The organism is Paenibacillus camelliae, from assembly GCF_023715345.1.
GTDB classification, from domain to species: domain Bacteria; phylum Bacillota; class Bacilli; order Paenibacillales; family Paenibacillaceae; genus Pristimantibacillus; species Pristimantibacillus camelliae.
This window is the reverse complement of record NZ_JAMBNY010000010.1, coordinates 1-24,130: the sequence shown is the minus strand read 5'-3', so window position 1 is coordinate 24,130 and position 24,130 is coordinate 1. Positions and strand designations below refer to the sequence as shown.

The window sequence follows — 24,130 nt, the reverse complement described above, 5'->3', positions numbered from 1 at the left end:
AGGATATTTACTACATTAAGTAAATATCTTTATTTTACAAAGGACGAACTAAAGTTTTATGGGTAACGATTAAGTTAACAATATCCTATACTGAAAGTGCTTACAAAATAAGATTGTTAGGAAGGGGAACAAATCAATGACCAATAGAAAATGGTTAAAGACGGGTCTAGCAGTTGCAATGGCATCTATATTGCTCATTACAGGCTGCGGTAACAATGATGCAGGAAATAAAGAGAATAAAAACGCTGCAAGCTCTGGTAACAACGCAGAGGTTAGCACGGATCCTGTAACATTTACTTACTTTGGTTTTGGTTCTGGTAAGGATGTACTTGCAAGTGAAACAACAATCGGTAAAATCCTTCAAGAGCAAACAGGCGTTGACTGGAAGATGGAATTTGCAGTTGGCGATGTTGCGACGAAATCTGGGGTAATGATTGCTGGAGGCGAATATCCAGATGTTATCGTTCCTGAAGGTGAAATAGAGAAGTTGCTAGATGCTGAAGCATTTATTCCATTGAACGATCTGATTGAGCAGCATGCACCTAACATCAAACGCGTTTATGGCGATTATTTTGACAAGTTTACAGCAGAAGATGGCAACATCTACATCCTGCCTTTCTCTGCAAACCAAGGATACATTAGTGATCCAAACGTTTCTCAAGGCGCATTCTGGATGCAACGCCGTGTTCTTAAAGAATTCGGTTATCCAGAAGTAAAAACGCTTGATCAATACTTTGATCTTATTGAGCAATATCAAGCGAAATATCCTTCTGTAGATGGTAAAGATACAATCGGCTTCATTACATTTGCAGGTGTTCAGGACAACTTCTTCACAATCACGAACGCTCCAATGCACCTTGCTGGTTATCCTAATGACGGTGACATCTACGTTGACATGGAAACTCATGAAGCAAAAGTTTATGCAACAACAGATTATGAAAAGCAATGGCTTCAATCTCTTAATGAGTTGAACAGCAAAGGTCTATTCGATCCTGAGACATTCACAGCGAACAAAGACCAATATCTTGCTAAGCTAACTTCTGGCCGCGTGCTAGGATACTTTAACTACGGCTGGCAAGTAGGCGATGCTACGAACAACTTGAAAACTGCAGGAAATGATGATTTCCGTTATGTAGGTCTACCTGTTGTATTTGATGAAAATACAAAAGACCAATATATCGATCCACCAGCGTTCGTTAACAACCGCGGTATCGGTATCTCTGTAAGTGCGAAAGATCCAGTTCGTATCATTAAGTACTGGGATAACTTGTTGACAGAAGAAAACCAAGTTCTCGTTCAATGGGGTGAAGAAGGCGTAACATACTCTGTTGATGAGAATGGCCGTTACATCATGAGCGATGAGCAAATTGCTAATCGTAACGACAACGACTTCAAGCGTTCTTATGGGTTCCAGTACTTTGAGTACAGCTGGCCTCGTTATGGTAACAACTCTGTGTTTGAAAATGGTAACTCTTATGCAGTAGGTAATCAGCCTGAAGTCGCTTACGCTGGTTATACGGAAGGCGACCGCGCACTTCTTGATGCATACGGTTCTCAAACGTTTGCAGGCATGTTCGCAGAGCCGGACGAGCGTCCTTGGTACCCTGCTTGGAGTATCAACAAAGCTCAAGGTTCTCCAGAGCAAATCTATGCACAAAAAGCTAGTGACCTTCAACAAAAATTCTATCCAAAACTAGTATTTGCTGCTCCATCTGAGTTCGACAAAGTATGGAATGAGTACCTAGCAGAATTCGGTAAGCTAGATGTTGCTGGCTATGAAGAATTCATGACTAAACATGTAAAAGAGCGTGTAGCAGGCAACTGGTAAGAAGTAAATAAAGCTTAACGGAAAAGCGAAGCGAGCCTTCGCTTTTCCCTTCTACCCGTTGGAGAGAAGCACGCATTTTTTGCCGGAAGGGAGATTTTAAGGTGGGGAAACATACAGGACAAACCGTAACTGCAGCTGCTACTACTGGCAATTCGCGTATCGGAACATTTTTCAAACAGCTATCTAAGCAAAAAATGCTTATGCTTATGTCTCTGCCGTTTCTATTATGGGTGTTTGTGTTTAAGTACGTTCCGCTATGGGGATGGACGATTGCGTTTCAAAAGTTTAGACCAGCAAGAGATTTGTTCAATCAAGAATGGGTTGGACTCAATAACTTTAAGATGCTATTCCAGGAAGAAGCGTTTTATCGCGTATTAAGAAATACGCTAGTGATGAGCTCAATTAACCTCGTGCTTGGCTTCGTAACAGCGATCGTGCTCGCACTTTTGCTTAACGAGCTTCGAAGCTTAATGTTCAAAAGAACGGTACAAACGATTAGTTATTTACCACACTTTATTTCATGGGTCGTTGCGGCCAACATTGTACAAACAGCATTAGCACCAGAAGGAATTATTAATGTATTAATGTTAAAGCTTAATCTAATTGATCAACCTATTCTGTGGCTTGGTAAGGGTGAATACTTCTGGGGTATTCTAGGGGCAACAGAGGTATGGAAGAATGTTGGTTGGAATACGATCATTTACTTAGCTGCCATTACAACAATTGATCCATCACAATATGAAGCAGCTGAAATTGATGGAGCGAATCGCATACAACGTATTCTGCACATTACGCTTCCAGGAATGAAATCCGTAATTGTAATTCTGTTGATCATGAACCTTGGGCATATTCTGGAGTCTGGGTTTGAGCCACAGTATCTACTAGGAAACGGTATGAACGTGGATTACTCGGAGAACCTTGATATATTTGTCTTAAAGTACGGGATGAACATGGGCAACTATGGTTTAGCGACAGCTGCTGGTATGTTTAAGACCGTTGTCAGCTTCATCTTCCTAATGGTTGCTAACAATGTAGCAAAACGATTAGGTGAAAGCAGACTGTACTAATCATCATCATGTAAGGAGGCTAACAACATGAGTGGAGCCAAATCATCTCGTAAATTGTATTCTTCAGTTCCTGATAAATTGTTTGATACAGCTAACATCATTTTCATGATTTGCTTAATGATTGTTACATTATATCCGTTCTTGAATATGTTCGCTCTTTCCTTTAACGATGCGAATGATTCGATCCGAGGCAATATCTACATTTGGCCACGGGAATGGACATGGGCGAACTATGAATATATTTTTAATGAATCATCAATCTTTTATGCAACCTATATCTCAGCAGCACGTACGATTATTGGTACTTTAGTGTCTGTATTCTGTACGGCGATGCTAGCATACACGATTAGTAGACAGGATTATGTACTAAGAAAATTCGTAACGATTGCCTTTATCTTTACGATGTACTTCAATGGTGGTCTTATTCCTAACTACTTGCTGACAAAAGAGCTTGGTCTATTAAACAACTTCTGGGTATATATTATTCCTGGTATCATCGGTGTGTTTAATATGATCGTCGTTCGCTCCTTCATCGAAGGCTTGCCAGAAGGGATTATGGAATCTGCTAGAATCGACGGTGCGGGCGAGTTTACAACCTTTATGAAGATCGTTCTTCCGCTTACTATTCCAGCACTTGCTACTGTATCTTTGTTCGTTGCAGTATCACAATGGAACTCTTGGTTCGACGTATTTTTATATAACTCTTCACGATTAGAGCTAAGTACTTTACAATATGAGTTGATGAAGATATTGTCAACCTCGAATACAGCAGCAAGCTCGGGCGCTACTGCAGCAGATGCCTTTGCAGGTGCACAAGGTAACGTGACGAGTGTAACGCCAACTTCGATTCGTGCAACAATGACGATTGTTGCAAGCTTACCGATCATTATCGTGTATCCGTTCTTGCAGAAGTATTTTGTGCAGGGGATGACGGTAGGTGGCGTTAAAGGCTAGTCCAGCTTTGATCACGAAGCAACACTAGGTAGCTTATTCGGCATCGAATTTTGAATTCAGCTTGGGTCTTCCAGTGCTCACGTACCAACTACGTACGCTGCGCTCTTCAGACCCTAGCTTTATCCAACCTTCTCGGTGCTGAAAGCTGGACTTGGGTTCAGCTTTGATCACGAAGAGTAACTGAATGCTTACTCGGCATCGAATCTTGAACTCAGCCGAGCTTTCCGATGCTCACGTACCCATAACGTACGCTGCGCTTCTCAAGCTCTGGCTTCGTCCAACCTTCTCGGTGCTGAAAGCTGGACTTGGTTTGAACCTTGATCACGAAGTATGACTGAATGCTTATTCGGCATCGAATCTTGAACTGACAATTAACATTTCATCAAAAATTTAATGAAGGGCTGTGTCTGTTCGATTTAGGACAGCACAGCTTTTCATGCTAGAGAGGATGAAACAAAGACATGAAGTTTAACGGGTATGAAGCGTGGCTCAGGTATGATACGGTAACAGATGAGCAGCTTGCAGAGCAGTATCGAAACTGGACGAATACGATTGTCGTTGCAGGTAATACTGACGCAGGCCCAATTACATCCGCGGTTAAGGAGCTTGAGCTAGCACTGCCTAAGCTGACCGGTGCAGCACCAAAGGTTGCAAAGGATGCGCAGGCGGAAAATTCATTCCTAGTGCTGGGAACAATCGGCAGTAGTGCATACGTTGACGATGCCATTATCGGGCCAATCGCTGCTTTAAGCCATGAGGAAGGCTATGTTTTGAAAACGATTACTTCAGAGAAGCAATCCTATCTTGCCATTGCTGGAGCAAGTGAACGTGCAGTGCTGTACGGTGTATTTCACTTGCTGCGACTGATGGCTCAGGGCGAAAGCATTGAGCTGCTTGATATAACTGAACAACCGAAGTATGAGCTGCGCATGATTAACCATTGGGACAATATGGATGGCAGCATCGAACGCGGTTATGCTGGAAGATCTATATTGTATAAGGATAATGAGCTGCTCGTCGATAGTCCTCGTATTGTTGATTATGCACGGATGATGGCATCGATTGGAATTAACGGGATTGCCATTAACAACGTTAACGTGCATCGAGCGGAAACTTTTCTGATCACAGATAAGCTTCTGCCACAGGTAAAAAAATTCGCAGCTATATTCCGTAGCTATGGCATTAAGCTTTACTTAAGCGTTAACTATGCGGCAACGATTGAGCTTGGTGAAGTGGACACGGCAGATCCGCTTGATGAGCGTGTTCAGGCATGGTGGAAGAAGAAGGCTGAAGAGGTTTATGCGGCGATTCCTGATTTCGGGGGCTTTGTCGTAAAGGCCGATTCTGAAAACCGCCCGGGTCCATTTACGTATGGTCGAGATCATGCAGACGGTGCCAACATGCTGGCGACAGCACTTCAGCCATATGGCGGTCTCGTGTTGTGGCGCTGCTTTGTCTATGACTGTCATCAAGACTGGCGCGACCGTTCGACCGATCGTGCACGTGCAGCATACGATCACTTTAAACCGCTAGATGGGCGCTTTATGGATAATGTCATTCTGCAAATTAAAAATGGTCCAATGGATTTCCAAGTTCGCGAGCCAGTTTCACCGCTTTTTGGAGCGATGCCGAATACAAATGCAGTGATGGAGTTCCAGATTACGCAGGAATATACGGGACAGCAGCGTCATGTATGCTATCTCATTCCACAGTGGAAGGAAGTACTGGATTTTGATACGAAGGTGAAGGGTGATGGCAGCACCGTTAAGGAAATTGCTGCTGGAAATATTCATCCGTATAAATATTCAGGTATTGCAGCGGTTACGAATATTGGAGATGATGACAACTGGACGGGACACCATCTTGCGCAAGCCAACCTTTATGGCTATGGTCGCTTACTATGGAATCCTGAACTAAGCAGTGAGGAGATTGCTGCGGAATGGGCACAGCTCACGTTCTCATCGTCAACAGACGTACAGCAGTTGCTAATTGACTTCTTGATGGAATCCTGGTCTATCTATGAGAAATACACCTCACCGCTAGGTGTTGGCTGGATGGTTACTCCGCATTATCACTATGGTCCAGACATTGACGGCTATGAATATTCAAAATGGGGTACGTATCATTTTGCGGATAACAAAGGCATTGGCGTTAATCGTACAGTTGCAAGCGGAACAGGCTACACTAGCCAATATGAGCCGGAGCATGCTGCGCGCTATGAAAGCTTAGACACTTGTCCAGATGAGCTGCTGTTATTCTTCCATCACGTGCCGTATACGCATGTGCTGCATTCCGGCAAAACGGTTATCCAGCATATTTACGATACGCATTTTGAAGGAGTCGAGCGTGTGGAATATTGGATCTCACGCTGGGAAGAGCTTAAGGACAAGGTGGATGCTGATCGATATGAGCATATACTTGGTCGTTTACAGATGCAGCTGGAGAATAGCAAAGAGTGGCGTGATATTGTTAACACGTACTTCTATCGCAAGTCCGGCATTGCTGACGAAAAAGGCCGGAGAATATATTAATTTGAGATTGGAATGAAGGGTACAGCCTTAGAGGATAAGAAATTTACTACTAAGGCTCCCTTCGTAATGTACGCGCGATCATAAATTTTCTCATTGAGAGGAGAACGATAGTATGAGACAGGTACCGAAGCTTTGGGAAGTGTATAAGGATCACTTTGATATTGGTGCGGCAGTTAATTTGACTACAATCAAAAGTTCTGAAAAGCTCCTTCAGACGCATTTTAATAGCCTTACGGCTGAAAATGATATGAAATTTGTAAGCGTTCACCCTGAAGAGAAGCTGTATACGTTTGATGCGGCGGATAAGCTAATGGATTTTGCTAAAGCAAACGGTATGAAAATGAGAGGGCATACGCTCGTGTGGCATAATCAAACCACCGATTGGGTGTTTGAGGGTGACAATGGTCAGCCTGCAACACGTGAGCAGCTGCTTGCACGTATGAAATCGCATATCGATACCGTTGTTGGTCGCTATAAAGGTCTCATCTATGGCTGGGATGTCGTGAATGAAGTTATCGAGGATAAAAGCGATCTATATTTACGTGATTCTCGCTGGCTGCAGCAGGTGGGAGAGGACTTTATCGCTAAAGCCTTCCACTTTGCGCATGAAGCAGATCCGAATGCGATATTGTTCTACAACGACTACAATGAGTGCAATCCTGTAAAACGCGACAAAATTATTAAGCTTGTTCAATCTCTGCTTGATCAGGATGTACCGATTCATGGCATCGGCATGCAAGGTCATTGGAACTTGAAGGGACCAAGCATCGAAGATATTCGCGCAGCGATTGAGAAGTATGCTGCACTTGGCTTGCAGCTTCAAGTAACAGAGCTTGATGTATCAGTGTTCGATCATGAGGATCGCCGAACAGATCTGACGGCACCGACTGAGGAGATGCTTGAGCTTCAGGCAGAGCGTTACGATCAAATTTTCCAGCTGTTCCGTGAGTATAAGGATGTCATTACTGCAATAACCTTCTGGGGAGCAGCCGAGGACTATACATGGCTGGATAATTTCCCTGTAAGAGGACGTAAAAACTGGCCATTTGTATTTGATGAGAAGCATCAGCCTAAGGAATCATTCTGGCGTATTACTGATTTTGCTAAGTAGGTTCGGACGGAGGAGTAATAAGAATGACGAAAACATTGCACTACCGCAATCCAGTATTGTCTGGCTTTTATCCTGATCCAAGCGCAATTCGTGTTGGTGAGGATTACTATCTCGTAACGAGCACATTTGAATACTTTCCTGGTGTGCCGATTTTCCACAGTAAGGACTTAGTGAACTGGAAGCAAATCGGCCATGTGCTGCATTCGGAAAGTCAGGTGCAACTGCTTAACCGTAAAAGCTCTCAGGGAATTTACGCGCCTGTGCTTCGTTATCATGACGGTTTATTCTATATGATTACGACAGATGTATACGGCATCGGTAATTTCTTCGTCACAGCGACGGATCCAGCGGGACCTTGGAGTGATCCAATTCTCATTCCTCATGGTGGTATCGATCCATCCTTGTTCTTTGACGATGATGGCAAGGTGTACGTATCAGTGCAGTCTGGCTTTGCAGAGACGTCTCATGTTATTCAATATGAGATTAATCCGAAAACAGGCGAAGCGCTAACCGAACCAGTCGTTGTTTTCGAAGGCGATGAAGGACCATGGGTCGAAGGACCACATCTATATAAAATTAACGGTGTTTACTATATGATGACCGCCTCAGGCGGAACTGGACCGGAGCATCGTGAAATTATCGGTCGCAGTGACAATCCGTATGGCCCGTTTGAGCTGCTGGAGCATCCTATTCTGACGCATAATGGACTGAAGGATCATCCAATACAGTATACAGGTCATGCTGAGCTAATTGATGATACAGATGGCAACTGGTGGGTCATGTTTCTAGGTGTACGTCTGCGCAATGAGCAAGGCAGTGTGCTAGGTCGCGAGACATTTCTAGCACCAGTTACTTGGGTAGATGGATGGCCGATGGTCGATAACAATGAAGGGCATGTTGGACTGCAGATGCAGGTAACCGTACCGTCGAGCAGCACCTCGGAGCAGATCATTAAACAGCAGGAAGAGCCGAAGCAGCTGATTACGGCGTTCTCATCAGAAGCACCGCTTAGCTTGGACTGGATCTACTCACGTGTACTGCCTGCTGCGGATGCAGTTAGCTTAAGTGCGCATGAAGGATATCTGACTCTCGTCGGTAATGCGAACACACTTCATGATGGGCAGAACACTGTGTATGTATGTCGCAGACAGCTGCATCATGCGATGCGTGTCGAGACAACGCTCGCCTACGAGCCGGTACAGGATGGTGAGGAGGCAGGTATTGCTGCTAGATTGAGTGATAACAACTACTTTGCAATCGGCTTAGTACAGCAGAACGGCAAGCTCAGTGTGCAAGCGACGCTTATGCGTAATGCGGGTGCAGAGCACACTCTCGCAACGATTGATGCTACGGCGTTCAGCGGCAACGGAGGGATTAAGCTTGCTATTCAGGCGACTGAAGAGGAGTATAGCCTATCTTACTCCTTGGATGGAGAGAGCTGGATTCAGCTTGCAGCAGCTCCGGCAAGTGATATCTCGCCAAACTCCGGAACGACGTTTACAGGTGTAACGGTTGGAATGTACGCACACGGTACGAAGGAACAGGCATCAGCGCCTGCTCGCTTTGCGGTTTTCAAGTATGAGGCTTTGTAATACTCACTTTATAACAAAAAATCGGGATGCATCCATGTTCATGGGCATCCCGATTTTTGCTATTGCTTAACTGTAATATTCCCTGAGCTGGTTTTTATTTTAATGATCTCGTCAGAATTTCCATTGTTTTCTGGAGCTGACACAGTCCCCGAGTTGCTTCTTACATCATAGAAGCCATCAAAGTTGTTAGCAGCAATAAACTTTACGTCACCAGAAGAAGTCGTGACCGTAGCATCACTAGATTCCTCTTGGTTAATTGTAATATTGCCAGACTTGGAATCCGCATCTAGCTCTCCGGTGAGAGTTTTAATATTAATATTACCGGAGTCAGTTGATGCCATTAGTTTGCTCGTAATGTTCTCTATCTTAAGATTCCCTGATTGTGAGCTAATTGCAGCTTCGATCGCTTGAATATCGCTTATTGTTGCGTTCCCTGATTTAGATTCTAGTGTGATGTAATCTACAGCTGCGCCGATTACTTTTGCATTGCCAGAGGACATCGACACTTGTAAATGATTGAGTTCATCAGACTTTGGCATGCTTACTTGAATGTTGATTTCTGTATCGGTGAAGCCAAACTGGACAAATCTCATATTACCGTTCGTTTCCAAATCTAATTTTAATGCTTCATGCGCAACGACAGTGTTTTTTATTCTTTCGGCGACAACTGGCTCAACTTTACCTGAGATGGATATATTAGCGGTCTCGCTTGCACTCTCGATAAACTCGATCTTCACGTCAGATGAAGCTCCGTCTACGATCAGCTCGTTCAATTCATTGCCTTGAATAGACCAGCTTTTTTCAACACGGATGAGTCCTTCATCACCGATCTGAAACTTATTAAACGCTAATCCAATAATGCCTACACCAACGAGTAGGAAGGCTAAAATCCAAAGCTTTCTCTTCATATTATTTTCCCCCTCTAATGACGCTTAAGTTCCAACGAACGTAGGAAATGGTCACTTTCTTAAGCATGGCTCCTAACGAAAAGAGACCAATAGACAACATGATGCCAATCCCCGACATCGCAATCGATGCGAATAATTTGCCACCGCCATAATAATCGTTAGTAATAAAATCTACTATAGCAGCAAAGGGGGAGAGGACGACTATAATGGAGCCAGCAAAAAGACTCAGCCATGCCGCCCATACCGATAAGCCGAGTGGTACAACACAAACCATAAAATTAAGGATGAAAAGCCCAATACACGCCATAATGGTACGTGAACGGTTATTTCTGCTGCTTATCGAATGTTGAATGGGGTTGCGATGCTCATATTCCGCCAACACCTCTGCAGCTATTTCATTTGGATCGCCGAGCTCCGCCGAGATTTCCTCTTCACTCTTGCCTGCACTTTGACCAAAGACATAGTGATGCTCATAGTCTTCTACTAGCTCATCTCTTTCCTTTTGCGGCAAAGCACGTAGTTCTTTACGCAATATCGTTAAAAATTGCGCTTTATTCATTGGCTGTACCCTCCTTTAGTAATTTGGAGACACTCGAGACGAATTTATCCCATTCCTCAACCATGGTATTCATATATTGCTCTCCTTCAGGGGTAAGAACGTAATATTTTCGCGGTGGCCCTTCATTAGATTCCTGTAAATACGTTGAACAATGGCCGTCTGCTACAAGTCTTCTTAGCAATGGGTAAAGCGCGCCCTCGGCAACTTGAATATGCTGAGAGACCTGCTGGGCTAGCTCAAAGCCATAGCAAGGCTTTCGATGTATTAGCACTAAGACACAAAGCTCCAACGCACCTTTTTTGAATTGAACATGAATATCCACATACTCACCTCACATTTATCAACGAACACTTCGATGTAGGAATTATCATTCACTACTGTATTATATTCACTACCTGTTAATCATCATAACCAATTATGTATTTTTTTACAATTGATTTTTTCTATTTTTTATAAAATAGGTAAATTTGTATAATATATAGGCTTTTTGCGAAGAGAGAGATGGCAACAGCCAGCGATCAGCTGTTACTTCAAAAAGTTGGAAACTGCTCATATAATATAAGAAATTAATATAGACGCTAGTTCTAGCTTAATGGTACATTTAGTTCATAGTGATTAATACGAGGTAAACTAGAGATAATAATGTGATATGCTAAGTAAAAGGAGAAGGACATTGACGATGAACGCTATAGGCATTGTGACTTCGACTAGTAGATTATTTTTTCAATGTAAAGTGTTGAAACCGCTTTCATAAATGATTGGATTAATTGAATACATTCCAATACATATAAATTTGAATATTCTGCATCTCTACATTGTAGAGGAGCGGGGGTTATTAATAATGTTAGCGAATGAGCAAGATTCAAGAAGGGGGAACTGACTATTATGAAAACGATATTAATTGTAGATGACGAGCTGCGCACAAGACTAGGCATAAAGAAAACGTTAGAGGTCTGGTCAGCAGGCAAGCATCGGATTGAAACGGCTCCGAGTGGAGTCGATGCACTGAAGTGGCTTGAGGAGAATACCGTTCATATTATTATTACGGATGTCCGTATGCCAGAAATTAACGGACTTCAAATGCTGGAAGCGTTGGCTTCGCATAGGCAATTACCGGTTGTAATCGTTATGTCTGGCTATGCTGAGTTCGAATACGCGAAGAAAGCACTGCAGCTTGGCGTGTTCGAATACCTTGTTAAGCCGATAGGTAAAACGTTATTAATTGAAACGATACAAAAAGCGTTAGAGCTTGATAGAAGTATGGAACGCCTTCATACGATCGAGAAGTTAGTCGACCCTAAGCTGCTTGAAGTACGAAGCGAGGAAGCTCGTTTTGGCCCGCAAATTCAAATGGCGATGACTTATATTGATGAGCATCTTCATGAAGCGATTAGCATGAAGCAGGTAGCAGACTACTTCCATCTGAATGCGAGCTATTTCAGCGTGCTGTTCAAGGAGGAGACAGGCGTTACGTTTAGTGACTATTTGACGCGCACACGATTACAAAAAGCGAAGGAGCTGCTGATCACGACAAGTATGCCAATATGGGAAATCGCTGAAAAGGTAGGATATAGCACAGCAAAATACTTTATCCAAGTATTTAAGGATAATGAAGGGATGAGCCCGAGGCATTATAGGAAGGAAATGACAAGTATAGAAGGAATGACCCAATAATATTGGAACTTTTCCCAATATCGTTGCCTTTTAACCACTATTTAGAAGCACTATAATATGAATGCGGTTACAAAAATACAGTAAGAGGTATAAAGGGAGGTTCACTATGAAACGCATTCTAACTCTAACTACTATCATTGTCTTACTAGCATCTATGCTTGCAGCCTGCAGTAGTGGCAACAACGGAACTAACAATGGCAATTCATCCACTGGCAATTCTTCTACTAATACTCCGTCTACTACTGACAATTCTTCATCCTCAGGGAATTCATCTTCCGGAGAAAAAATCACGATCAATCTTTGGAGCTTTACGGATGAAATTCCTAATATGACAACGAAATATCTTGAACTGAATCCTGATCTTAACGTTGAATTTAATACGACTATTATTGCTACAACGGATGGGGCATACCAACCAGCACTTGACCAAGCACTAGCGGCTGGTGGAAAAGACGCTCCAGACATTTATGCAGCAGAAGCAGCATTTGTTCTTAAATATTCTCAAGGTGATGCGTCAGACTACGCTGCTAATTACGCAGATCTTGGATTAACGGATGATATGGTAAAGGACGCTGGAATCGCTCAATACACGGTTGATATCGGTAGTAAAGAAGGTCAACTGAAAGCTCTTGGCTATCAAGCGACTGGTGGAGCATTTATTTATCGTCGTTCCTTAGCTCAAGATACATTTGGAACGGATGATCCGGCAGTGATTAAAAATGAAATCGGCCCTGGCTGGGATAAATTCTTTGAAGCAGCTGCAAAATTAAAAGAAAAAGGCTACGGTATTGTTTCTGGTGACGGCGATATTTGGCACGCATTTGAGAACAGTTCCGATAAAGGCTGGGTTGTAGATGGCAAGCTTCATATCGATCCTAAGCGTGAGGATTTCTTGGATAAAGCAAAACTACTTAAAGATAATGGCTATCATAACGATACAGAAGACTGGACGGAATCATGGTATGCAGACATGTCTGGTACTGGAAGCCAACCAATTTTCGGATTCTTCGGACCGGCATGGCTTATTAACTACGTAATGAACGGTCAAGTAAAAGATACGCATGGCGACTGGGCGATTGCTGAATCTCCTGAAGGTTTCTTCTGGGGCGGTACATGGCTGCTAGCTAACCAAAATGTTCTAAAAGATGAAGCTAAGAAGCAAGCAGTGGCTGACTTCATTGAGTGGGTAACACTTGATTCTTCAGACACAGGACTTCAATATTTCTGGGCTAATGGAACAATGAAGGAAGGCGAGCAAGGTACGAAGGATAGCGTAGCATCCTCTGTTGTTATGGATAAATCTAACGGTGAAGTTGATTTGTTAGGCGGACAGAATATGTTTGATGTATTCGTTCCAGCTAACGCTAATGCAACAGGTAAAAACTTAACACAGTATGACGAATCTATTAACTTAATCTGGCGTGATCAAGTTCGTGAATACACAGCGGGCAACAAGAGCCGTGAGCAAGCACTTGCTGATTTCAAAGCACAGGTGAAAGACCAATTGGGTATCGAAAGCGAATAGAATAGTAACAAAGGGGCGAGAAGTATTCCCGCCCCTTATTTCAACTTATGAGGTGGTATAGATGCGGCAAAAAGGAGTCAGCTATGCAAAATATGGCTATATCTTCTGCTTACCGTTTGTTATAGCGTTCGCAGTTTTCTCGTTATACCCAACTTTATATACTGCGATCATTGGGTTTACTGATATGAAGGGAGTAATCCCAAAGCCTATCCAATTTCTCGATAATCCTTTCCAGAACTTTAAGGACTTGCTTTTTGACAACGCTTCCTTTAAGAAATCACTATATAACACTGGCCTAATCTGGATTATTAACTTTATTCCACAGATCGTATTGGCATTATTGCTTACTGCATGGTTTACTAATCGCCGCCTTAATATTAAAGGTCAAGGCACATTTAAGGTTTTGCTTTATATGCCGAATATCATTACAGCAGGTACAATTGCTGTATTATTTAGTGCTTTATTTGCCTATCCAATGGGACCCGTGAACAGCTTCTATGAATTGGTGGGAATATCAGAATCGCCAATTAATTTTTTACAAGATAAAGCGACTGCTCGTGGTCTAGTTGGGTTTATCCAATTTTGGATGTGGTATGGAAATACAATGATCATTCTAATTGCAGGTGTAATGGGAATTAATCCAACACTCTTTGAGGCTGCAACGATTGACGGTGCTTCAGATGTACAAACCTTCTTCCGTGTTACGTTACCGATCTTGAAACCAATTCTTCTGTATGTGCTTATTACATCGATGATTGGTGGCCTGCAAATGTTTGATATTCCGCAGCTGTTCTTGGCAGGCGGACCAGATAATGCTACGCAGACCGCATCTGTGTTCATTTATAACCAAGCGTTCAGAGGAACTTATATGTATAATCGTGCTGCGGCAGCGAGCATGATTATGTTTATTATCGCTGTAGTGCTTTCCTTAATTCTGTTCTACTTCATGCGTGACCGTGATGCAGCAGAATTGAAGAAAGCAGAAAAGAAGAATAGAAAAGCTGCAAAAGCGGCCGCAAGAGAGGTGTAATTCATGGAGACATTGCTGAACAAAAAATCTTTCTCTATAAACAAGGCTATCGTATACGCGGTATGTATCTTCTTCGCCTTACTTAGTATCGTGCCTTTTTATATTATGTTTATCAATGCTACACGCTCTACACCGGAGATACAGAGCGGCCTTTCATTAATACCGTCCACGCATTTATGGACGAACTGGAATGTATTGCTTGATAAAAGCTTTGATCCGTTCAAGGGATTCTTAAACTCGTTTATTGTCTCTGCAGGAACAACGATAAGCGCAGTTTACTTCTCTGCACTAACCGCGTATGGGCTTGTTGCGTACAACTGGAAGCTTCGTCAGCCATTCTTTTCTTTTATTCTGTGCGTCATGATGATTCCAGCGCAGGCGAGTGCGATAGGTTTCTTTCAATTTATGTACCAGCTAGGTTGGACAAACAACTTTCTTCCTCTGATATTACCTGCAATAGCGTCGCCGGCAGTCGTGTTTTTCATGCGTCAATATTTGCTTGCTACGCTGTCACTCGAAATTGTAGAGGCAACGCGTATTGATGGTGCAGGTGAGTTTTATGGCTACAATAAAATTATTCTACCAATTATGGTACCAGCGCTGGCAACGCAAGCTATCTTTGTGTTTGTAGCTAGCTGGAATAATCTATTTACACCGCTTATTCTACTAACACAGAAGGATAAGTATACCTTACCTATTATGGTTAGCTTACTGCGGGGAGATATTTATAGAACGGAGTTTGGATCGATCTACTTAGGTCTCTCCCTAACGGTATTGCCACTATTTGTGTTCTACTTCCTGTTGTCGAGATATATTATTGCAGGCGTGGCACTTGGTGGCGTAAAGGAATAAGGTGGTCAAGAGCATTGTACTTAGGCTGATTTACTTTATTTAATAAGCTTTGATTACATGTAAATCAACGATACGATTCCGGGGAGTATAAATCTGGGTTGGTGAGCAGTATATCCATATGGTTTTATTAAAGAACCTACCGTCACAGGTAGGTTCTTTACATTGTGTAGAAGAAGCGCAGTGACATTAGATTTATGGAGCAGTTACATAATAAACAAAGGGTAAAAAGAATTTCATGTCGTAGTATATTTGCCACTTTACATACCCTGCTAGGGTATGGTAGTATAAAATCAAGATAGGAGGTTGACTTACATGGAGGAAACATCGAAGGAAGTAGCTTGTCATACCGAGGATAGTACGTCTTGTCGTAAGAGCCATCATCCTGAACGCGTGAAGAAGGATTTAACGACGCGATTAAATCGGATCGAAGGCCAAATTCGAGGCATTAAAGGCATGATCGATAAGGATGCTTACTGTGACGATGTCATAACGCAGCTTTCCGCTACGCAATCTGCTTTAAATAGTGTTGCCAAAATTCTTCTTGAGGGTCATCTCAAGGGCTGTGTAGTAGATCGTCTCTCTGAAGGCGATGAAGAGATTTTAGACGAGTTAGTAGGGACGATTCATAAGCTAATGAAAAGATAACATAGCTAGAGGGAAATAAATTTTTTTATCTTCCTTATACCCCCATAGAGTATTTGTATGACACAGATATGCTACAGATAAAGGAGAGAGTACGATGAAAAATGTAACATTACATGTACAAGGTATGTCCTGTGGACATTGTGTAAAATCGGTTGAGGGTAGCGTTGGTCAGTTAGCAGGTGTTGACCAGGTTACTGTAAAGCTAGATGCTGGTCAAGTTGACGTAACTTTTGATGATTCGCAAGTATCCCTAGACACAATCAAAGAAACGATTGAGGATCAAGGCTACGGGGTAGAATAGAGTGCTATAGAAGCACTCTCTTATTTTCAAACTTACATACCCTATAGGGGTATTCGATATAGAAGAGGTGACATGATTATGGGCACAGCAGACAAAAGTGCAGCGATGAAGGAAGCGAGTATTCAAATAACTGGAATGACTTGTGCAGCTTGTGCGACACGCATAGAAAAAGGACTCAATAAAATGGATGGAGTTGAGCAAGCGACGGTTAATCTAGCTTTAGAAAAGTCATCGATTAAGTACGACCCTACCAAACTGAGTGAGCAAGACTTCGAGAAGAAAATTGAGCTACTTGGCTACGGCGTTGTAAAGCAAAAGGCAGAATTTGATATTACCGGCATGACATGTGCAGCCTGTGCGACCCGGATTGAAAAAGGGCTAAATAAATTAGATGGCGTAGCAGTAGCTAACGTTAACTTAGCACTTGAAAAAGCCACGATCGAATACAATCCTTCAGAAGTAACCATCGCCGACATCATTGCAAGGGTAGAGAAGCTAGGCTATGGCGCGCATCAGAAGCAAGACGAGAAAGAGCAAGTCGACCACCGCGAAAAGCATATTAAAGCTCAACAGCGCAAATTCATTCTATCAGCGATTTTATCTTTACCGCTATTATGGACGATGGTGGGGCACTTTTCATTTACATCGTTTTTATATGTACCGGATCTCCTCATGAATCCGTGGTTCCAAATGCTACTGGCGACACCGGTCCAATTTATAATCGGAAGACAGTTTTATGTAGGTGCCTATAAAGCACTTCGTAATGGTAGTGCGAATATGGATGTACTTGTTGCGATGGGCACGTCAGCAGCTTATTTTTATAGTGTATATCAAGCGATTGTAACAAGCGGAACGCACCACGGTCCACACCTATACTTTGAGACAAGTGCAGTATTAATTACACTAATTCTGTTAGGCAAATTGTTCGAAGCAAGGGCAAAGGGACGTTCATCTGAAGCCATTAAGAAGCTAATGGGGCTTCAAGCCAAGACAGCCGTCGTTATACGTGATGGAGCTGAAATAGAGGTACCGCTTGAGGAAGTAGTGATGGGTGATACGATCTTAGTGAAGCCAGGCGAAAAAATTCCAGTAGACGGCGAAGTTTTAGATGGCATGACCTCTGTTGATGAATCGATGTTAACTGGAGAAAGCTTACCAGTAGATAAGCAGGCGGGCGATCTATTATTCGGGTCAACCATTAACAAAAATGGCTCTATTAAAATGACAGCGACAAAGGTAGGGCGTGACACCGCATTAGCCCAAATCATAAAAGTCGTCGAGGATGCGCAAGGTTCAAAAGCGCCGATTCAGCGGTTGGCCGATCAAATTTCAGGAGTATTTGTCCCTATTGTGGTAGGAATTGCTTTGGTTACCTTCCTCATTTGGATAATATGGGTGACACCTGGTGAATTTACACCAGCGCTTGAAGTGTTAATTGCAATACTTGTAATTGCTTGCCCATGTGCTCTCGGTCTAGCAACACCAACCTCAATTATGGCAGGCTCGGGTCGAGCTGCAGAGTTTGGTATCCTGTTCAAGGGTGGGGAGCATTTAGAGCAAACGCAAAGCATTGACACGGTTGTCGTAGATAAGACGGGGACTGTTACACATGGTAAGCCTGTATTAACAGATGTTCTCGTTGCCGATGGTCAAGATGAAGAGAAGTTTTTATCTCTGATCGGTGCAGCGGAAAAGCAATCGGAGCATCCGTTAGCGGAAGCAATCGTTCAAGGGATTCAAGAGAAGGGAATGACACTTGGCGATGTTCAATTTTTTGAGGCCATTCCAGGCTACGGTGTGATCGCAACGGTGTCAGGTCAAGGTGTTGTAATCGGAACAAGGAAACTGATGCAGCAATATGGGATCGATATTCAAGCAGTTCTCCCTCAGATGGAGGAGCTAGAACGTAGCGGCAAAACAGCGATGCTAGCTGGTGTTAATGGACAATATGCAGGACTAGTAGCTGTAGCAGATACGATCAAGGATACTTCGCGGGAGGCAATACACAGACTGCAAGATATGGGCATCAACGTCATTATGATGACTGGTGATAATGAACGTACAGCTCAAGCTATCGGAAAAGAAGTCGGTGTGAATGTTGTAATTGCGGAAGTGCTTCCAGAGGGTAAAGCAGAAGAAGTGAAAAAGCTGCAGCAGCAGGGTAAGAAGGTAGCGATGGTTGGTGACGGGATTAATGATGCTCCTGCACTTGCAACAGCGGATATCGGGATGGCGATTGGCACAGGTACCGATGTTGCGATGGAAGCTGCAGATATTACACTCATTCGAGGCGACTTAAACAGTATAGCCGATGCGATTGTCATGAGTCGTAAAACAATGCGTAATATTAAACAGAATTTATTTTGGGCATTTGCCTATAATACGGTCGGCATTCCAATTGCGGCGATCGGCTTGCTTGCTCCATGGGTAGCGGGCGCAGCGATGGCATTCAGCTCTGTGTCCGTAGTATTGAACGCACTACGTTTACAACGAGTGAAGTTAAAATAGTCATTACCGCCTGCCACTGCTATGCAGTGGCAGGTATCTTATCCGCAAAAAATATAACATACCATTTCCGCGCCAATAATGTCGATTAAATAATGTCAATCTCTTTCTCAGCAAGTGCATACTATTTATCTATTCTCTCCATATCTTCCATAGTTAGTATATAATCCATCCTTATTAATCTCCTTTCTTTGATTACCTTGATATATAAAAACAGCTTACAGAGATCGTAAGCTGTTTTTAGATTGTTATGATGTTGAACGTCTATCCTTAATGACATTAAATATTGCGAAAATGGAGAAGTTGATTGTTTAAAGGAGAATAGTAGTACACTGAAACAGTCACAGTCTTGGATTTTATTTTCTCATCCTTGGCTGTCGCTGTTTCAATTAAGTGTTCAGTCTAAAACTTATTCTATCCAGTCTGTAACTATAAGCCAGTTATTCCACAAAAAAAATTATTTGTTTTTCGGAATAACTGAAATTACATGTGCAGCGTCGCGGATTCTGTGGTGAAGAATGTATGCTTGCGTAATGATTCTACCTTTACAGTGTTAGGTAATAAGTAACAGTTAAGATGAATAAGGCCTATAAAAACATCCGAATATGATGTAAAAATGTAAACTTATGACAGATTATTCGATACTATGATTAGTAATGCTATCCTATTACCATCTGAGATGATTCAGATATACTATATAATAGGAGTTGATTTCATGTTAGGTACAAAACGTAGGTTAAATGTTATCCTGTCTTTTGTTTTAGTCTTTTTACTGGTCGCACCAACAGCCTCAGCAAATTCCTTCGATCTTCGTTCTGCTGACAGTAAGCTATCTGGTCTGAAACCGGTAAGTACAGCTGCTGTGAAGCAAATCGAACAGCTTGAAACGGAGATTATGAAACTCAACAATGAAAAACTAATCCTAGAGAAAAAGAATGAATATATCTCAAAAAACTACGCAACGGCTACGAACAAAAAATCTTTACTTGATTCCTCGCATGCTCGAATGTCACAAATTGATGCAGAGATGCAATCTATTGATACACAGTTAGCTAAATTAGGCGTTGAGAAACCTTCTAAAGAATTGTTACTAGAATTCCTAAAAAGCAATCCGGAAGCTTTCGAGGATAAACTTCAACTAGATTATTCAACGAGCAGCATTTATGATGAAATGGAAGATATTATTGATACATGGAATTACATGTATAATGTCACAGGGTATGCAACGACTTACTCTGGTAAAACACAATACCATCTAACTTTCATGTACAAAGGCAATGATCCATACCTTAGTAAAAACCAAACAAAAACGGTCTATAGCCAATTTAGCTCGGGAAGCACGCAAGCGACCTATTGGATAAATGAAGTCCTGTCTATTTATGTAGATAAATTAATCGGGGCTTCCCTTAAGAAATTCGACTTGCTGCCATGGGAGTTATTGTTCTCTAGCAAACCTACGAACTCCATTTCTTCCACTGGTGATGCAACGGTGGCACACTTGCAAACGCTAACTACGGTTAAGTTTGTATTTGTATACAACACATCGAGTGAGTACTGGTTCTTTGCATTATCTACAAACTATGTAAATGTGGCATATAATGTTGACGCGTACATTATCCGCAACAACCAAATTTATAACGATGGTACTGACGGCAACCTAACAGAATATGGTGACTATAACAATTCACTTTCGCTTGCCAATTCTGCATACAATAATGGGTATGCAGATAAGAGAACCTTAACGAAAGTTAAACTGAAAAGTAAATCCATGGGGAATGATCAAATCACTATTAACTTGCATAACCCTACTTTTATCGCGCATATGTATTAAGAATGAAATAAACAGGAGGCAACTATCTTGAAGAAAAAAATATTATGGCCAATACTAATCCTTGTCTGTGTACTTATCATTCTTTTTATCGGTTCTAATATTAAGTATGAAAAGATAGCTACAGAGCTTCCTGGGATGTATGTGGAGAATTTCATTATCGAGGATGGTCAAACAATCCCAACCACGATAAGTGAGCAGAATGTTACAGTTGAAGTCGATATTTCGTTGAGAAAGTTTTTCTCCAACTACAAATTAAGTGGTGAAGTGATAATAGATGGGACTACGCACAAAATTATTTCTTCTGACAAGGGGAGCGGGAGCTACATCGCTGCATTGTCATCTAATCTCAACAGAATGTCTGGAGATATAAAAATAGCTGAAGATCTACAATATTTCTCGATCCACTTAAACGACGACAACCATTACATCATCGCACCAGCTCAATCGGAAGATGATACAAAAAAAGTGGTTAATCTTTTGTATGGCGATCGGTAGACACCGATGACGCATTAGATAAAAGGGTTCACTCCTGTCATAATGACTTGGGAGTGAACCCTTCTATTATTTTTGTTGTAGGTAAACGGATATGTAGTTGATCTTCGAATTTACTAGGTGGGAAAGATGACGGTGTAGTTCTTTTAGATAAAAATAAAAGAAACATTATCTGGTAAGTTTAACAACAGTACCTGTATATGATTAGGAAGGAATGAGTAATGAGTACGAACCTTGAGAAAAATCCAAGAACGTTCCTTAACTGACATTGAATGACCTGAATAATAATAGTTCACGATTAGGGGGAGCAGTATGGCTCAGATACCTTTTATCGAAAGAAGTGTTCGTTCAGCAATATCAGTAGTTGGTTTCCCATTATCCATTTGTCAAACTCTGGTTACCCAATATCAGCTACATAAGAACAAACCAAAAGGGCAGCTCTATCTCATAGGTCAGCGTAGTCTGCATGCAGTCGTGACTGGAGAGACTAAACATGATCAACCGACCGTAATACTAGAGTCTGGCATGGGTGGCTTCTCATTAGATTGGTCGCTAGTTCAGCCAGAAATATCAAAACATACAAAAGTAATCTCTTATGACCGTTCTAGTTTTGGTTGGAGTACAGGAGCAATGGATCGAGCTACTTGCCAAAATTATGTTCAGGAGCTACGTCTATTGCTAAACGAAATGAATCTCAAACCGCCGTACATCCTTGTCGGGCATTCATACGGTGGAATGATGATGAGGTTATTTGCAGCCCAACATCCAGAGGAAGTGAAGGGGCTAATCCTTGTTGACTCGACTCATGAAAGCCGATATCTCGATCATAGCATGAGCCAACACAGAAACGTGGAAAGAGAAAAGAATCTGAGGTTGTTTAGACTGGGTTATTTATTGTCGCCCATTGGCCTTCCGCGATTATTGAAAAGACATATCGGGGCAAATAGGCTACCTACTCATATTCAAAGTAAAGTAACTGCCTTAGGGCGTAGTAATAAAGCCTTTAGAGCCGTATATTTGGAATTGATTTGTACAGAAGAAAGTGCCGTTCAGTTGAAAAATGCTCCTCCGCTCAAGGAGGATATGCCTGTCATCGTTCTATCAGCTGGAAAACAAAGTGAGGATTGGAAAAAGAGTCAAGAGGAACTGTTAAACTTAACGAAACGAACGAAACGAATAATGGTAGAGGATAGCTGGCATTCCATTCAGATTTATCAGCCGCATGTCGTAGTTGAAGCTATAAAAAGCTTGTTAAACTAAAGCAGTTCTAGTTTCTTACCATGTAAATGAGTAAAAAAGGGATAGAGGCTCATAGACTTCTAGAACCTCTATCCTTTCTAATATTACAATATAATGCCAATCTGATAGTTGAAATGCTTGATCATACCATTTCGAAGTCTTTATTCCATATCTTTGTTCTCCCCAGCTCCATCGTCCAAAGCCGCTCAGCTGGCAGTTCACGTTTAATCCACTCAGCAAGTAGCCGATCAAGTGCTTCCTTAGGCGTATCATCAGCAAGATGGAAAGCATCATAATGCATCGGCACAAATATGCTTGCACCAATATCAATGAACGCTTGCACCGCTTCCTCTGGCGACATATGCGAATCACGCATAAACCACTCCGGCTCATATGCCCCGATTGGCATCAAAGCAACGGATATATTGCTGTAGCGCTCACCTATTTTAGAGAATAAATCATCATAGCCGCTGTCACCGGCAAAGTATATGCACTGCTGCTGGTGCTGCATCACCCAGCCACCCCAATGTGACGAATTCATATCCCAAGGTGTACGTCTCGTCCAATGCTTGGCAGGCACAAAGCCAAAGGTTACCTCTCCGATCTGCTTTTCTGACCACCACGATAGCTGCTCTACACGAGCAAAGCCTTTGCGTCTCGCCCAATCTCCTAAGCCTTCGGGAACTAGGAGCATATAATCTCCTGGCAGTCGTTTTAAGCTAGCTAGATGAAGATGATCGTAATGTGCATGTGATAAAACAACGACATCAATCGGAGGCAGCTGATCGATCGGCACGCCAGGAGCATTCAATCTTGCACCAAAGCCCATACGTGCTGCCCACACTGGATCTGTCACGATATTCAATCCGCCAAGCTGAATAAGAAAGGTGGAGTGCCCGATAAAGGTGACGGATGTTTGCTCGCGGTTATTCGTTAAAAAATCAATGTCAGGAGCGACGCGAGGCAGCTGAAACGATAAATCCTTTTTCTTAGCGCGTCGTTCCTTCTGCCATTGCTGCATCTGAGAGAAAGACTTGGCATTCGTCGAGCCATCTAAATTCACATAACGTTTTCGCATAGTTTAACGCAGACTCCTTTCGGAAGATCAATCATTTATAAAAGTAGGTGATGACGATCATTGATAGGCATGAATAAATCTAGTACATACCTAGTACTATTATGTGCTTTTTTAGCAATGGGATCAAATTCAGTAGGATCGATTTATATATACGATCAGCATTGGTTTATCATCCGCTATATTAGGTTAAGTTTAAGTAAAGCTAAGCTAGTAGAGCTTAAATACCACTAATAGAATAAAAAAGTACTCCGCCACAATTAAGATGGCGGAGTACTTTTAGCAGTGTGCCCAGCATGGGCGCTATCTCTAGGGTTCAAGTCCCGAATGGTGAAGGCAGTAGTAGCCATAGCTTAAGGCAAGGGTGTCCATCGCGAGGTGGAATCTGAAGGAAGCCAGCGGCAAATCTCC

General features: G+C 42.3%; 20 protein-coding genes. 16 read left to right on the top strand and 4 right to left on the bottom strand.

All coding sequences use genetic code 11. The features are described from left to right. Positions 1–136 precede the first annotated feature (136 nt). The 6 genes from M3180_RS15395 (at position 137) to M3180_RS15370 (ending at position 9,083) form a co-directional block, all read left to right on the top strand. A complete protein-coding gene (locus M3180_RS15395) occupies positions 137–1,828 on the top strand; it encodes an ABC transporter substrate-binding protein (protein WP_251669105.1) in 1,692 nt (563 codons plus the stop codon). Positions 1,829–1,986: 158 nt separating this feature from the next. Further along, the gene (locus M3180_RS15390) at positions 1,987–2,895 is read left to right on the top strand and encodes an ABC transporter permease (RefSeq protein WP_251669323.1); all 909 of its coding nucleotides are present in this window, start codon (positions 1,987–1,989) and stop codon (positions 2,893–2,895) included. Between the two features lie 27 nt (positions 2,896–2,922). Further along, positions 2,923–3,849: a carbohydrate ABC transporter permease gene (locus M3180_RS15385; RefSeq protein WP_251669104.1), complete on the top strand. Its 927-nt coding sequence runs from the start codon at positions 2,923–2,925 to the stop codon at positions 3,847–3,849. A 461-nt stretch (positions 3,850–4,310) separates the two neighbouring features. Then, the gene (locus M3180_RS15380; RefSeq protein WP_251669103.1) at positions 4,311–6,380 is read left to right on the top strand and encodes an alpha-glucuronidase family glycosyl hydrolase; all 2,070 of its coding nucleotides are present in this window, start codon (positions 4,311–4,313) and stop codon (positions 6,378–6,380) included. Positions 6,381–6,492: 112 nt separating this feature from the next. Next, complete coding sequence (locus M3180_RS15375) at positions 6,493–7,491, top strand: endo-1,4-beta-xylanase (protein ID WP_251669101.1); 999 nt, start codon at positions 6,493–6,495, stop codon at positions 7,489–7,491. A gap of 23 nt (positions 7,492–7,514) precedes the next feature. Further along, positions 7,515–9,083 (top strand): glycoside hydrolase family 43 protein, encoded by a 1,569-nt coding sequence (locus tag M3180_RS15370; RefSeq protein WP_251669099.1) that lies wholly within the window; start codon positions 7,515–7,517, stop codon positions 9,081–9,083. Between the two features lie 59 nt (positions 9,084–9,142). On the opposite strand, the gene M3180_RS15365 is transcribed toward M3180_RS15370, so the two are convergent. The 3 genes from M3180_RS15365 to M3180_RS15355 are packed head-to-tail and all read right to left on the bottom strand — an operon-like array spanning position 9,143 to position 10,872. Then, complete coding sequence (locus M3180_RS15365; RefSeq protein WP_251669097.1) at positions 9,143–9,991, bottom strand: DUF4097 family beta strand repeat-containing protein; 849 nt, start codon at positions 9,989–9,991, stop codon at positions 9,143–9,145. Between the two features lies 1 nt (position 9,992). Then, positions 9,993–10,550, bottom strand: a complete 558-nt coding sequence (locus M3180_RS15360) for an HAAS signaling domain-containing protein (protein WP_251669095.1) — start codon at positions 10,548–10,550, stop codon at positions 9,993–9,995. Further along, on the bottom strand, positions 10,543–10,872 hold the full coding sequence (locus M3180_RS15355; protein WP_251669093.1) for a PadR family transcriptional regulator: 330 nt from the start codon (positions 10,870–10,872) through the stop codon (positions 10,543–10,545). The genes M3180_RS15360 and M3180_RS15355 overlap by 8 nt, the downstream gene beginning before the upstream one ends. 563 nt (positions 10,873–11,435) lie before the next feature. Between M3180_RS15355 and M3180_RS15350 the strand changes: the two genes are divergently transcribed. The 10 genes from M3180_RS15350 (at position 11,436) to M3180_RS15305 (ending at position 22,665) form a co-directional block, all read left to right on the top strand. After that, complete coding sequence (locus M3180_RS15350; protein WP_251669091.1) at positions 11,436–12,224, top strand: response regulator transcription factor; 789 nt, start codon at positions 11,436–11,438, stop codon at positions 12,222–12,224. Between the two features lie 106 nt (positions 12,225–12,330). Continuing rightward, the gene (locus M3180_RS15345; RefSeq protein ID WP_251669089.1) at positions 12,331–13,749 is read left to right on the top strand and encodes a type 2 periplasmic-binding domain-containing protein; all 1,419 of its coding nucleotides are present in this window, start codon (positions 12,331–12,333) and stop codon (positions 13,747–13,749) included. Between the two features lie 61 nt (positions 13,750–13,810). Continuing rightward, entirely contained in the window at positions 13,811–14,779 is a 969-nt protein-coding gene (locus M3180_RS15340; protein WP_251669087.1) for a carbohydrate ABC transporter permease, read from the top strand. Between the two features lie 3 nt (positions 14,780–14,782). Then, positions 14,783–15,631: a carbohydrate ABC transporter permease gene (locus M3180_RS15335; protein WP_251669086.1), complete on the top strand. Its 849-nt coding sequence runs from the start codon at positions 14,783–14,785 to the stop codon at positions 15,629–15,631. A 312-nt stretch (positions 15,632–15,943) separates the two neighbouring features. Then, the gene (locus tag M3180_RS15330; RefSeq protein WP_251669084.1) at positions 15,944–16,276 is read left to right on the top strand and encodes a metal-sensing transcriptional repressor; all 333 of its coding nucleotides are present in this window, start codon (positions 15,944–15,946) and stop codon (positions 16,274–16,276) included. A gap of 94 nt (positions 16,277–16,370) precedes the next feature. Then, complete coding sequence (gene copZ, locus M3180_RS15325; RefSeq protein WP_251669076.1) at positions 16,371–16,577, top strand: copper chaperone CopZ; 207 nt, start codon at positions 16,371–16,373, stop codon at positions 16,575–16,577. Between the two features lie 78 nt (positions 16,578–16,655). Beyond that, positions 16,656–19,085 carry a heavy metal translocating P-type ATPase gene (locus tag M3180_RS15320; RefSeq protein WP_251669075.1) on the top strand — a complete coding sequence of 810 codons (2,430 nt, stop codon included), beginning with the start codon at positions 16,656–16,658 and terminating at the stop codon, positions 19,083–19,085. Between the two features lie 712 nt (positions 19,086–19,797). Beyond that, the gene (locus M3180_RS15315; protein ID WP_251669073.1) at positions 19,798–20,913 is read left to right on the top strand and encodes a hypothetical protein; all 1,116 of its coding nucleotides are present in this window, start codon (positions 19,798–19,800) and stop codon (positions 20,911–20,913) included. A gap of 27 nt (positions 20,914–20,940) precedes the next feature. Further along, a complete protein-coding gene (locus tag M3180_RS15310) occupies positions 20,941–21,408 on the top strand; it encodes a hypothetical protein (RefSeq protein WP_251669071.1) in 468 nt (155 codons plus the stop codon). A gap of 309 nt (positions 21,409–21,717) precedes the next feature. After that, positions 21,718–22,665: an alpha/beta fold hydrolase gene (locus tag M3180_RS15305; protein ID WP_251669069.1), complete on the top strand. Its 948-nt coding sequence runs from the start codon at positions 21,718–21,720 to the stop codon at positions 22,663–22,665. 121 nt (positions 22,666–22,786) lie between these two features. Here M3180_RS15305 and M3180_RS15300 read toward each other — a convergent pair whose 3' ends face one another. Next, positions 22,787–23,722 (bottom strand): MBL fold metallo-hydrolase, encoded by a 936-nt coding sequence (locus tag M3180_RS15300; protein ID WP_251669062.1) that lies wholly within the window; start codon positions 23,720–23,722, stop codon positions 22,787–22,789. Positions 23,723–24,130: the final 408 nt, after the last annotated feature.